The following is an 11844-nucleotide window of genomic DNA, read 5'->3' as shown; positions in this document are numbered from 1 at the left end:
CCCCATGTGAGAGTAGGTCATCGTCAAGATTAAATTCCGAAACCCCTATCTGCTGACGCAGGTAGGGGTTTTGTTTTGCCCGCAGGAAAGACCATTTGTGTTTCTATGCAACGGTCTTGCGCATCGCTATCATGCGGGCCTCATTATCAGGTGCAGTTTGCATGCTCACGTTGCTTAAACTTCTGAAAGATGGCCGCTTCCACTCGGGTCAGGCGCTGGGTACTGCGCTGGGTATCAGTCGTAGTGCTGTATGGAAGCAGTTGCAGCACCTGGAGGCGGAGTTAGGGCTATCTGTTCATAAGGTTCGAGGTAGAGGTTATCAGCTGGCTAAGCCGCTGCTGCTTTTGGACTCGGCTGAGATTAGCGCCAAAGAGTCCTGTGAGTGGCCCATCCATATATTTGACTCCATTGATTCGACCAACGCTGAAGCGCTTCGCGCCATAGAGCGTGGAATGGGCGCGCCATTTATGATTTTGGCCGAGCGACAGACAGCCGGTCGTGGTCGTCGTGGTCGCAAGTGGGTGAGTCCGTTTGCCGACAATCTTTACCACAGTCTGGTGCTGCGAATTGATGGTGGCATGCGCCAAATTGAGGGGCTCAGCCTGGTTGTGGGGCTTGCGGTTATGCATGCCTTGCATGATATGGGGATCGCGGGGGCTGGGCTGAAGTGGCCTAACGATGTCCTGGTAGGTGATAAGAAAATCGCGGGCATCTTGCTTGAATTGGTGGGGGATCCAGCAGACGTTTGCCACGTTGTCCTCGGCGTAGGGATTAATGTGAATATGCGGTCGACCGATGAGGTCGATCAGCAATGGACGTCCATGTGCCTTGAGGCGGGCAGGGATTTTGATCGAAACGAGCTGGTCGGACGGTTGGCCGCGAAGTTTCAGCATTACCTCAGGCTCCACCAGGTGTCGGGTTTCTCTGCGATCCAAGAAGAATGGGAGCGATACCATCTGTGGCAGGGGCGGAATGTTTCCCTGATTGCCGGTATCAACCAGGTTGACGGGGTTGTGATGGGCATTGATCGTCAGGGCGCGCTGCGTTTGAAGGTAGATGGTGTGGAAAAAATCTTTAGCGGTGGTGAGCTCAGTTTGAGGTTGCGTGATGATTCTTGAGCTCGATTGCGGCAATAGCTTTATCAAGTGGCGTGTCCTTGACTTCGATGGCGTAACACCGGTCGAAGGAGGGGTGGTTGGTACCGATAGTGCCCTGCTGGCAAGCTTGAGTGACACCGATAAATTTCAGCTCAAGAAATGCCGTCTCGTTAGCGTGAGGACTCCGCAAGAGACGGATTCGCTGGTTGCTCTGCTAATTGATGTTTTTGGAGTGTCTGTCTCACGCGCTGTGCCTGTTCGGGAGTTGGCCGGTGTTAAGAACGGTTACAACGATTACGAGCGGCTAGGGCTCGATCGATGGTTGGCTTTGCTTGGGGGCTTCCATCTTGCTTCGGGAGCCTGCCTGGTGCTCGATTTCGGTACGGCCGTTACAGCGGATTTCGTGGCTGCGGATGGTGAGCATTTAGGGGGGTTCATTTGTCCTGGTATGCCTTTGATGCGTAATCAGTTGCGCACTCATACCCGACGGATTCGCTATGACGATACGGCTGCCGAGCGGGCTCACGAGAGCCTCGCCCCTGGTCGCGAGACTGTAGAGGCGGTGGAGCGCGGTTGCATGCTCATGCTCAGAGGATTTGTCCTGACTCAGCTTGAACTGGCTAAAGAATATTGGGGGGAAGACTTCGTAGTATTTCTCACGGGGGGAGATGCCAATTTGGTATCCGGTGTTGTGCCTGATGCCAAGGTAGTGCCTGATCTGGTTTTTGTTGGTTTGGCGATGGCCTGTCCTTTGTCTTGAGGTTCCTATGCGGTGGCTTTTTCTGCTGTTGGTGGTTTTGAATGTCTTTTATTACGTCTGGCATCAACAGGAGGCTCCGCTTCGGGCAAAAGATGTGACTCCGTTGAGTTTGTACCGGGGCTCGCAGCAGGATATTCATCTCTTGAGCGAAACGGCAGATGCGCTTGTAAGGCGGGATTCAGGCAAGTCTGCTGGCCGAGGCGCATGTGTTTATCTTGGTGGCTTCACCCGGATTGAAATGGCGCGCCAGCTGGAGCAGTGGCTCGCGGCATCCGGGATCGCGGCTCGCTCCATTGTGCAGGGCTCACCGAATCTGCCTGAGGGAGAAGGATTTTGGGTTCTGATTTCGCCAGATAGCGCGATGAAGGTGAATGAAACGCTGCTTCAAAACCTTTCTAAAGAATTCAATGAGTTAAAACATAAAATAATGCCCTGTGAGGGGGTTGCACCCGCAGGGTAGTTTGCATAGAATGGCGCCCGCTTCGCAGCGAAGGCCTTTAATGGCTAGCGCCACGAAGCGGCGTCAACGCAGCTAACCTCAGGTTTTTTATGAGAAAATGCTTGACAGAAGGCTGGCATGATATAGAATGCCGGCTCGCTTAGGAGGGGTTCCCGAGCGGCCAAAGGGATCAGACTGTAAATCTGACGTCTACGACTTCGAAGGTTCGAATCCTTCCCCCTCCACCAGTTTTAGCGTGAGCTGCAAGCTCCGCGGGTATAGTTTAGTGGTAGAACCTCAGCCTTCCAAGCTGATGATGCGGGTTCGATTCCCGCTACCCGCTCCAAGTTTGCAGGTTGTGCATAGTGTTTCGCTCTTGTAGCTCAGTTGGTAGAGCACACCCTTGGTAAGGGTGAGGTCAGCGGTTCAAATCCGCTCAAGAGCTCCATATAACAAGGCAGATATGAAAATATCTGCCTTTGTTTTAATGGTTTGTGTGACTTGCTAAATTCTTCTCCTAGGGGTGATTTCGATGGCTAAGGAAAAGTTCGAACGTAATAAGCCGCACGTCAACGTTGGCACCATTGGTCACGTCGACCACGGTAAAACCACGCTGACCGCTGCTCTGACCCGTGTCTGCTCCGAAGTTTTCGGTTCGGCCAAGGTTGACTTCGACAAGATCGACAGCGCCCCGGAAGAGAAAGCTCGCGGTATCACCATCAACACCGCTCACGTTGAATACGATTCGGCCGTGCGTCACTACGCACACGTTGACTGCCCAGGTCACGCCGACTACGTAAAAAACATGATCACTGGTGCTGCCCAGATGGACGGCGCGATCCTGGTTTGCTCGGCCGCTGATGGTCCGATGCCACAAACCCGTGAGCACATCCTGCTGTCCCGTCAGGTAGGCGTTCCGTACATCGTTGTCTTCCTGAACAAGGCTGACATGGTTGACGACGCTGAGCTGCTGGAACTGGTTGAGATGGAAGTGCGCGATCTGCTGAGCACTTACGACTTCCCAGGTGATGACACTCCAATCATCATCGGTTCGGCTCTGATGGCTCTGAACGGCCAAGACGACAACGAAATGGGCACCACCGCTGTCAAGAAGCTGGTGGAAACTCTGGACAGCTACATCCCAGAGCCAGAGCGTGCTATCGACAAGCCGTTCCTGATGCCAATCGAAGACGTATTCTCGATCTCCGGTCGCGGTACTGTTGTGACTGGTCGTGTTGAGCGTGGCATCGTCCGCATCCAGGAAGAAGTTGAGATCGTCGGTCTGCGCGATACTCAGAAAACTACCTGCACCGGCGTTGAAATGTTCCGCAAGCTGCTCGACGAAGGTCGTGCTGGCGAGAACTGCGGCGTACTGCTGCGCGGCACCAAGCGTGACGACGTTGAGCGTGGCCAGGTTCTGGTCAAGCCAGGCACCGTCAAGCCGCACACCAAGTTCACTGCAGAAGTTTACGTTCTGAGCAAGGAAGAAGGCGGCCGTCATACTCCGTTCTTCAAAGGCTACCGTCCACAGTTCTACTTCCGTACAACTGACGTGACCGGTAACTGCGAGCTGCCAGAAGGCGTTGAAATGGTAATGCCAGGTGACAACATCCAGATGACTGTCACTCTGATCAAGACCATCGCGATGGAAGACGGTCTGCGTTTCGCTATCCGTGAAGGCGGTCGTACCGTCGGCGCTGGTGTCGTAGCCAAAGTCATCGAGTAAACAGTTGTAATGTCTTTTTCGGGCCGGCATAATGGTCGGCCTGATTTTGTTTTAGGTCAGTAGCTCAATTGGCAGAGCGACGGTCTCCAAAACCGTAGGTTGGGGGTTCGATTCCCTCCTGACCTGCCAGATTCACTTGGTGTGTCTGGCTTTCTTTTCACAGGATCTTCATAGATGACTCCTAAAGCTGAAGCTCAAGGCTCTCGCTTCGATCTGCTCAAGTGGCTAGTGGTAGTCGCTTTGGTGGTTGTTGGCGTTGTTGGCAATCAGTATTACTCTGCTTCGCCGATCCTGTACCGTGTGCTTGCATTGCTTGCCATTGCCGCTGTTGCTGCCTTTGTGGGGCTGCAAACGGCTAAGGGCAAGTCTTTCTTTGTACTCGCTAAGGAAGCTCGCACCGAGATTCGTAAAGTCGTATGGCCGACTCGCCAAGAAACCACGCAGACCACGTTGATCGTTGTGGCTGTTGTTCTGGTAATGGCGTTGCTGTTGTGGGGGCTCGATTCCCTGCTCGGCTGGCTTGTTTCCTTGATTGTTGGCTAAGGGTGTCCCGTGGCTAAGCGTTGGTACGTTGTGCATGCTTACTCGGGTTACGAGAAGCATGTCATGCGCTCGCTGGTAGAGCGCGTAAAGCTGGCTGGCATGGAAGATGGCTTTGGCGAGATTCTGGTCCCCACTGAAGAAGTGGTTGAGATGCGTAATGGCCAGAAGCGCAAAAGTGAACGCAAGTTCTTTCCAGGCTACGTGCTGGTACAGATGGATATGAACGAAGGGACTTGGCACTTGGTCAAGGATACCCCTCGGGTGATGGGCTTCATCGGCGGTACCGCTGACAAGCCTGCACCGATTACAGATAAAGAGGCAGAAGCGATTCTGCGTCGCGTCGCTGATGGTAGCGATAAGCCGAAGCCAAAAACACTGTTTGAGCCAGGTGAAGTTGTTCGGGTCACTGACGGCCCATTCGCTGACTTTAATGGCACGGTTGAAGAAGTTAACTACGAAAAGAGCCGGATCCAAGTGGCAGTGCTCATTTTCGGTCGCTCTACTCCGGTAGAGCTAGAGTTCAGTCAGGTCGAAAAGGTCTGATTGAACAGGCATCCCAACCCCGCAGCCCTAGGCTGTGGGGTTTTGTCGTCACTGGGATAAACGCGCAAGTAACCGGGGAGCCTTTCGAGGCGCTAGAACCCGTAATTGGAGTGCCTCATGGCCAAGAAAATTACCGCTTACATCAAGCTGCAAGTGAAGGCCGCTCAGGCTAACCCAAGCCCACCTGTTGGTCCTGCCCTGGGTCAGCACGGCGTGAACATCATGGAATTCTGCAAGGCCTTCAACGCCCGTACTCAGGGTCTTGAGCCAGGTCTGCCAACTCCAGTGATCATCACTGTCTACAGCGACCGTAGCTTCACCTTCGAAACTAAAAGCACCCCTGCTTCGGTTCTGCTGAAGAAGGCTGCAGGTTTGACCAGCGGTTCCGCTCGTCCAAACACCGTTAAGGTTGGCACCGTTACCCGTGCCCAGCTGGAAGAAATCGCGAAAACCAAAAACGCGGATCTGACTGCAGCTGATATGGATGCAGCCGTGCGTACTATCGCCGGTTCTGCTCGTAGCATGGGCCTTAACGTGGAGGGTGTGTAATGGCTAAGCTGACCAAGCGTCAAAAGGCTATCGCCGGCAAAATCGAAGCAGGCAAGGCCTACAACTTTGTAGACGCCGCCGCTCTGCTGGCCGAGCTGTCGACTGTCAAGTTCAGCGAGTCGTTCGACGTTGCTGTAAACCTGGGTGTTGACCCGCGTAAATCCGACCAGGTCGTTCGTAGCGCTACCGTGCTGCCACACGGCACTGGCAAGACCGTTCGTGTAGCTGTTTTCACCCAGGGCCCAGCAGCTGAAGCTGCTCTGGCTGCTGGTGCTGACCGCGTAGGCATGGACGATCTGGCTGCTGAAATGAAAGGCGGCGACCTGAACTATGACGTAGTTATCGCATCCCCGGATGCCATGCGTGTTGTGGGTCAGTTGGGTCAGATCCTCGGTCCACGTGGTCTGATGCCTAACCCTAAAGTCGGCACCGTAACGCCAGACGTAGCTACCGCGGTTAAAAACGCCAAGGCTGGTCAGGTTCGTTATCGCACCGACAAGAACGGCATCATTCACACCTCCGTTGGCAAGATTGGCTTCGACGCCGTCAAGCTGAAGGAAAACGTAGAAGCCCTGATCGCTGATCTGAAGCGTATCAAGCCAGCTTCTTCGAAAGGCATCTACGTCAAGCGCGTTACCCTGAGCACCACTATGGGCCCAGGTCTGGTCATCGATCAGAGCTCGCTCGACGCGTAAGACTCAGATTGGCGCAAGCGATTGCGCCAATCGAAAAATTGGGGTCCCTGCCTGGCGGGGGCTGTCCAAGACCGTAGGCGACGCAAGTCTTAAACCACAAGCCTACGCAGATGGTGCTCCCGGTTCCTTACCGAATCAGACACCAAAACGACATTCGGTTTCGACCGAATGAAACGGTAACAAGCAGGAGTTAAACCCGTGGCAATTAATCTCGAAGACAAGAAGGCCATCGTCGCTGAAGTCAACGAGGCTGCCAAAGTCGCTCTGTCCGCTGTCGTGGCTGATGCCCGTGGCGTAACAGTAGGCGCAATGACCGGACTCCGTAAAGAGGCCCGTGAAGCTGGTGTTTACGTACGTGTCGTACGTAACACCCTGCTCAAGCGCGCAGTTGCTGACACTGAATACAGTGTTCTCAACGACGTGTTCACCGGCCCGACCCTGATCGCGTTCTCCAAAGATCATCCAGGCGCTGCTGCCCGTTTGTTCAAGGAATTCGCCAAGGGTCAGGACAAGTTCGAGATCAAGGCAGCTGCGTTCGAGGGCAAGTTCCTCGCAGCTAATCAGATCGATGTACTGGCAACACTGCCGACCCGCGACGAAGCCATTTCGCAGCTGATGAGCGTGATTCAAGGCGCTACCAGCAAGCTGGCTCGTACTCTGGCTGCAGTTCGCGAGCAAAAAGAAGCTGCCGCAGCCTAAGGCTGAGCACTTCCTCTCGCGCTTTTTTGTTTATTTCGATGGCCGCGTAGGCCGTCCCCCAATTCAGGAAATACAGTAATGTCTATCTCCCAAGACGATATCCTCAACGCCGTAGCTGAAATGTCGGTTCTGCAGGTTGTTGAGCTGATCAAAGCTTTCGAAGAGAAATTCGGCGTTTCCGCTGCCGCTGCTTCCGCTGGTCCAGCTGCTGCTGCCGCCGTTGTTGAAGAGCAAACCGAATTCAACGTCATGCTGACCGAAGCTGGCGAGAAGAAAGTAAACGTGATCAAGGCAGTACGTGAACTGACCGGTCTGGGCCTGAAAGAAGCCAAGGCTGTAGTTGACGGCGCTCCTGCCATGGTTCTGGAAGCTGTTGCCAAAGACGCAGCTGACAAAGCCAAGGCCGCTCTGGAAGAAGCAGGCGCTAAAGTCGAGCTGAAGTAAGCATCGACTTTGCGTCTCCAGCCCGAGCGTTAAGCGACAGGCTGATGGCTGGTGGCTTTTGCCACCGGCCTTTTTCCGTTATTGGCAGCCGACTGGGTCGGTGCTTATAGCGCGCTGTATCCACCCGATGTGGTGGCGCAAACCATGGGGTTTGCACGATTTTCTGGCTGCTCCCGTCGGGAGGGGCCAAACAAGCAGGTGACCAAGCTGGGGAACGCTGATGGCTTACTCATATACTGAGAAAAAACGTATCCGCAAGGACTTTAGCAAGTTGCCGGACGTCATGGATGTGCCGTACCTCCTGGCCATCCAGCTGGATTCGTATCGTGAATTCTTGCAAGCGGGAGCGACTAAAGATCAGTTCCGCGACGTGGGCCTGCATGCGGCCTTCAAATCCGTTTTCCCGATCATCAGCTACTCCGGCAATGCTGCGCTGGAGTACGTCGGTTATCGCCTGGGCGAACCGGCATTTGATGTCAAAGAATGCGTATTGCGCGGTGTGACTTACGCCGTACCTTTGCGGGTAAAAGTGCGCCTGATCATTTTCGACAAAGAATCGTCGAACAAAGCGATCAAGGACATCAAAGAGCAAGAAGTCTACATGGGTGAAATCCCCCTGATGACTGAGAACGGTACCTTCGTAATCAACGGTACCGAGCGTGTAATCGTTTCCCAGCTGCACCGTTCTCCGGGCGTGTTCTTCGACCACGACCGTGGCAAGACGCACAGCTCCGGCAAACTGCTTTATTCCGCGCGCATCATTCCTTACCGCGGTTCGTGGCTGGACTTTGAGTTCGACCCGAAAGACTGCGTATTCGTGCGTATCGACCGTCGCCGCAAGCTGCCTGCATCGGTACTGCTGCGCGCGCTCGGCTATACCACTGAGGAAGTGCTGGACGCGTTCTACACCACCAACGTTTTCCATGTGCAGGGTGAGAATCTCAGCCTGGAACTGGTGCCTCAGCGCCTGCGCGGTGAAATCGCTGTCCTCGATATTCAGGACGACAAAGGCAAGGTTATTGTCGAGCAGGGTCGTCGTATCACCGCTCGCCACATCAACCAGCTGGAAAAAGCCGGGATCAAAGAGCTGCAGGTGCCGATCGACTACGTTCTGGGTCGCACCACGGCCAAGGTCATCGTGCATCCAGCTACCGGCGAAATCCTGGCAGAGTGCAACACCGAGCTGAACACCGAGATCCTGGCAAAAATCGCCAAGGCCCAGGTTGTTCGCATTGAAACTCTGTACACCAACGATATCGACTGCGGTCCGTTCATCTCCGACACGCTGAAGATCGACTCCACCGGCAACCAGCTGGAAGCCCTGGTCGAGATCTATCGCATGATGCGTCCTGGCGAGCCGCCAACCAAAGACGCAGCCGAGACCCTGTTCAACAACCTGTTCTTCAGTCCTGAGCGCTATGACCTGTCTGCGGTCGGCCGGATGAAGTTCAACCGTCGTATCGGTCGTACCGAAATCGAAGGTTCGGGCGTGCTGAACAAGGACGACATCGTTGCGGTGCTCAAGACCCTGGTCGACATCCGTAACGGCAAAGGCATCGTCGATGACATCGACCACCTGGGTAACCGTCGTGTCCGCTGCGTAGGCGAGATGGCCGAGAACCAGTTCCGTGTTGGCCTGGTGCGTGTAGAGCGCGCGGTCAAGGAACGTCTGTCGATGGCTGAAAGCGAAGGCCTGATGCCGCAGGATCTGATCAACGCCAAGCCAGTGGCTGCTGCGGTGAAGGAGTTCTTCGGTTCGAGCCAGCTGTCTCAGTTCATGGACCAGAACAACCCGCTGTCGGAGATTACCCACAAGCGTCGTGTATCTGCACTCGGCCCGGGCGGTTTGACCCGTGAGCGCGCAGGCTTCGAAGTTCGTGACGTACACCCGACTCATTACGGTCGTGTATGCCCGATTGAAACGCCGGAAGGTCCGAACATCGGTCTGATCAACTCGCTGGCAGCCTATGCTCGCACCAACCAGTATGGCTTCCTCGAGAGCCCGTACCGTGTGGTGAAAGAAGGTCTGGTGACCGACGAGATCGTGTTCCTGTCCGCAATCGAAGAGGCCGATCACGTGATCGCTCAGGCTTCGGCGACCATGAACGAAAAAGGTCAGTTGATCGACGAACTGGTAGCTGTTCGTCACCTGAACGAGTTCACCGTCAAGGCGCCAGAAGACGTCACCTTGATGGACGTTTCGCCCAAGCAGGTTGTTTCGGTGGCAGCGTCGTTGATTCCGTTCCTCGAGCACGACGACGCCAACCGTGCGTTGATGGGCTCGAACATGCAGCGTCAAGCTGTACCGACCCTGCGTGCCGACAAGCCGCTGGTAGGTACCGGCATGGAACGTAACGTTGCCCGTGACTCCGGCGTTTGCGTCGTGGCTCGTCGTGGTGGCGTGATCGATTCCGTCGATGCCAGCCGTATCGTGGTTCGTGTTGCCGATGACGAAGTTGAAACTGGCGAAGCCGGTGTCGACATCTACAACCTGACCAAATACACCCGCTCCAACCAGAACACCTGCATTAACCAGCGTCCGCTGGTGAGCAAGGGTGATCGGGTTCAGCGTAGCGACATCATGGCTGACGGCCCGTCCACCGATATGGGTGAACTGGCACTGGGCCAGAACATGCGCATCGCGTTCATGGCATGGAACGGCTTCAACTTCGAAGACTCCATCTGCCTGTCCGAGCGTGTTGTTCAGGAAGATCGCTTTACCACGATTCACATTCAGGAACTGACCTGTGTGGCTCGTGACACCAAGCTTGGCCCAGAGGAAATCACTGCGGACATCCCTAACGTGGGTGAAGCCGCACTGAACAAGCTGGACGAGGCCGGTATCGTTTACGTAGGTGCTGAAGTAGGCGCAGGCGACATCCTGGTTGGTAAGGTCACTCCGAAAGGCGAGACTCAACTGACTCCGGAAGAAAAACTGCTGCGTGCCATCTTCGGTGAAAAAGCCAGCGACGTTAAAGACACCTCCCTGCGTGTGCCTACCGGCACCAAGGGTACCGTCATCGACGTACAAGTCTTCACCCGCGACGGTGTAGAGCGTGACGCTCGTGCACTGTCTATCGAGAAGACTCAACTCGACGAGATCCGCAAGGACCTGAACGAAGAGTTCCGTATCGTTGAAGGCGCAACTTTCGAGCGTCTGCGCTCCGCTCTGGTCGGCCACAAAGCCGAAGGCGGCGCCGGTCTGAAGAAAGGTCAGGAAATCACCGATGAAGTTCTCGACGGTCTTGAGCATGGTCAGTGGTTCAAACTGCGCATGGCTGAAGATGCTCTGAACGAGCAGCTCGAGAAGGCCCAGGCCTATATCGTTGATCGCCGCCGTCTGCTGGACGACAAGTTCGAAGACAAGAAGCGCAAACTGCAGCAAGGCGATGACCTGGCTCCAGGCGTGCTGAAAATCGTCAAGGTTTACCTGGCAATCCGTCGTCGCATCCAGCCGGGCGACAAGATGGCCGGTCGTCACGGTAACAAGGGTGTGGTCTCCGTGATCATGCCGGTTGAAGACATGCCGCACGATGCCAATGGCACCCCGGTCGACGTCGTCCTCAACCCGTTGGGCGTACCTTCGCGTATGAACGTTGGTCAGATCCTTGAAACCCACCTGGGCCTCGCGGCCAAGGGCTTGGGCGAGAAGATCAACCGTATGATCGAAGAGCAGCGCAAGGTTGCTGATCTGCGTAAGTTCCTGCACGAGATCTACAACGAGATCGGCGGACGCAACGAAGAGCTGGATACCTTCTCCGACCAGGAAATCCTGGATCTGGCGAAGAACCTGCGCGGCGGCGTTCCAATGGCAACTCCGGTGTTCGACGGTGCCAAGGAAAGCGAAATCAAGGCCATGCTGAAACTGGCAGACCTGCCGGAAAGCGGCCAGATGCAGCTGTTCGACGGCCGTACCGGCAACAAGTTCGAGCGCCCGGTTACCGTTGGCTACATGTACATGCTGAAGCTGAACCACTTGGTAGACGACAAGATGCACGCTCGTTCTACCGGTTCTTACAGCCTGGTTACCCAGCAGCCGCTGGGTGGTAAGGCGCAGTTCGGTGGTCAGCGTTTCGGGGAGATGGAGGTCTGGGCACTGGAAGCGTACGGTGCCGCATACACTCTGCAAGAAATGCTCACAGTGAAGTCGGACGATGTGAACGGCCGGACCAAGATGTACAAAAACATCGTGGACGGCGATCACCGTATGGAGCCGGGCATGCCCGAGTCTTTCAACGTGTTGATCAAGGAAATTCGTTCCCTCGGCATCGATATCGATCTGGAAACCGAATAACACGTGACGCGAATCGAGAGCGGGGCTGTTTTGCCCGCTCTCTGCTCCGCCAGGA

At 55.2% G+C, this 11844-nt stretch carries 11 protein-coding genes and 4 tRNA genes; all 15 read left to right on the top strand.

Features of this window, described 5'->3' with window-relative positions:
* Positions 1-161: 161 nt before the first annotated feature.
* The 15 genes from birA (at position 162) to rpoB (ending at position 11789) form a co-directional block, all read left to right on the top strand.
* Positions 162-1118 carry a bifunctional biotin--[acetyl-CoA-carboxylase] ligase/biotin operon repressor BirA gene (birA, locus tag T3A99_RS19835; RefSeq protein WP_047230554.1) on the top strand — a complete coding sequence of 319 codons (957 nt, stop codon included), beginning with the start codon at positions 162-164 and terminating at the stop codon, positions 1116-1118.
* Positions 1108-1857 carry a pantothenate kinase gene (locus tag T3A99_RS19830; RefSeq protein WP_305466872.1) on the top strand — a complete coding sequence of 250 codons (750 nt, stop codon included), beginning with the start codon at positions 1108-1110 and terminating at the stop codon, positions 1855-1857. Before birA ends, T3A99_RS19830 begins: the two co-directional genes overlap by 11 nt.
* Positions 1858-1864: 7 nt before the next feature.
* On the top strand, positions 1865-2317 hold the full coding sequence (locus T3A99_RS19825) for a hypothetical protein (protein WP_274090087.1): 453 nt from the start codon (positions 1865-1867) through the stop codon (positions 2315-2317).
* A gap of 142 nt (positions 2318-2459) precedes the next feature.
* Positions 2460-2544: transfer RNA gene (locus T3A99_RS19820), tRNA-Tyr, on the top strand.
* Between the two features lie 24 nt (positions 2545-2568).
* Positions 2569-2642, top strand: a tRNA-Gly gene (locus T3A99_RS19815).
* Between the two features lie 26 nt (positions 2643-2668).
* Positions 2669-2744 (top strand) — tRNA-Thr (locus tag T3A99_RS19810).
* An 84-nt stretch (positions 2745-2828) separates the two neighbouring features.
* Positions 2829-4022: an elongation factor Tu gene (tuf, locus tag T3A99_RS19805; protein ID WP_003186103.1), complete on the top strand. Its 1194-nt coding sequence runs from the start codon at positions 2829-2831 to the stop codon at positions 4020-4022.
* A 53-nt stretch (positions 4023-4075) separates the two neighbouring features.
* Positions 4076-4151, top strand: a tRNA-Trp gene (locus T3A99_RS19800).
* 45 nt (positions 4152-4196) lie between these two features.
* Positions 4197-4565, top strand: coding sequence for a preprotein translocase subunit SecE (gene secE, locus T3A99_RS19795; protein ID WP_003186101.1), 369 nt, complete (start codon positions 4197-4199; stop codon positions 4563-4565).
* A 9-nt stretch (positions 4566-4574) separates the two neighbouring features.
* Positions 4575-5108: a transcription termination/antitermination protein NusG gene (nusG, locus tag T3A99_RS19790; protein ID WP_003186097.1), complete on the top strand. Its 534-nt coding sequence runs from the start codon at positions 4575-4577 to the stop codon at positions 5106-5108.
* A gap of 117 nt (positions 5109-5225) precedes the next feature.
* Positions 5226-5657 carry a 50S ribosomal protein L11 gene (gene rplK, locus T3A99_RS19785; RefSeq protein WP_003176435.1) on the top strand — a complete coding sequence of 144 codons (432 nt, stop codon included), beginning with the start codon at positions 5226-5228 and terminating at the stop codon, positions 5655-5657.
* Positions 5657-6352, top strand: a complete 696-nt coding sequence (gene rplA / locus T3A99_RS19780) for a 50S ribosomal protein L1 (RefSeq protein ID WP_003186095.1) — start codon at positions 5657-5659, stop codon at positions 6350-6352. The genes rplK and rplA overlap by 1 nt, the downstream gene beginning before the upstream one ends.
* A 198-nt stretch (positions 6353-6550) precedes the next feature.
* On the top strand, positions 6551-7051 hold the full coding sequence (rplJ, locus tag T3A99_RS19775) for a 50S ribosomal protein L10 (protein ID WP_047230484.1): 501 nt from the start codon (positions 6551-6553) through the stop codon (positions 7049-7051).
* A 78-nt stretch (positions 7052-7129) separates the two neighbouring features.
* A complete protein-coding gene (gene rplL / locus T3A99_RS19770; RefSeq protein ID WP_027617682.1) occupies positions 7130-7495 on the top strand; it encodes a 50S ribosomal protein L7/L12 in 366 nt (121 codons plus the stop codon).
* 220 nt (positions 7496-7715) lie between these two features.
* Positions 7716-11789: a DNA-directed RNA polymerase subunit beta gene (rpoB, locus tag T3A99_RS19765; protein WP_047230483.1), complete on the top strand. Its 4074-nt coding sequence runs from the start codon at positions 7716-7718 to the stop codon at positions 11787-11789.
* The last annotated feature ends 55 nt before the right edge of the window (positions 11790-11844 follow it).

The organism is Pseudomonas sp. N-137 (assembly GCF_034555295.1).
Lineage (GTDB): Bacteria > Pseudomonadota > Gammaproteobacteria > Pseudomonadales > Pseudomonadaceae > Aquipseudomonas > Aquipseudomonas rhizophila.
This window is presented reverse-complemented; position numbering and strand designations above follow the sequence as displayed.

Coding starts and splice junctions, on each gene's coding strand:
- tuf (WP_003186103.1), top strand. CDS start 2,829: ATGGCTAAGGAAAAGTTCGAACGTAATAAGCCGCACGTCAACGTTGGC.
- rpoB (WP_047230483.1), top strand. CDS start 7,716: ATGGCTTACTCATATACTGAGAAAAAACGTATCCGCAAGGACTTTAGC.
- T3A99_RS19825 (WP_274090087.1), top strand. CDS start 1,865: ATGCGGTGGCTTTTTCTGCTGTTGGTGGTTTTGAATGTCTTTTATTAC.
- rplA (WP_003186095.1), top strand. CDS start 5,657: ATGGCTAAGCTGACCAAGCGTCAAAAGGCTATCGCCGGCAAAATCGAA.
- T3A99_RS19830 (WP_305466872.1), top strand. CDS start 1,108: ATGATTCTTGAGCTCGATTGCGGCAATAGCTTTATCAAGTGGCGTGTC.
- secE (WP_003186101.1), top strand. CDS start 4,197: ATGACTCCTAAAGCTGAAGCTCAAGGCTCTCGCTTCGATCTGCTCAAG.
- rplK (WP_003176435.1), top strand. CDS start 5,226: ATGGCCAAGAAAATTACCGCTTACATCAAGCTGCAAGTGAAGGCCGCT.
- rplL (WP_027617682.1), top strand. CDS start 7,130: ATGTCTATCTCCCAAGACGATATCCTCAACGCCGTAGCTGAAATGTCG.
- birA (WP_047230554.1), top strand. CDS start 162: ATGCTCACGTTGCTTAAACTTCTGAAAGATGGCCGCTTCCACTCGGGT.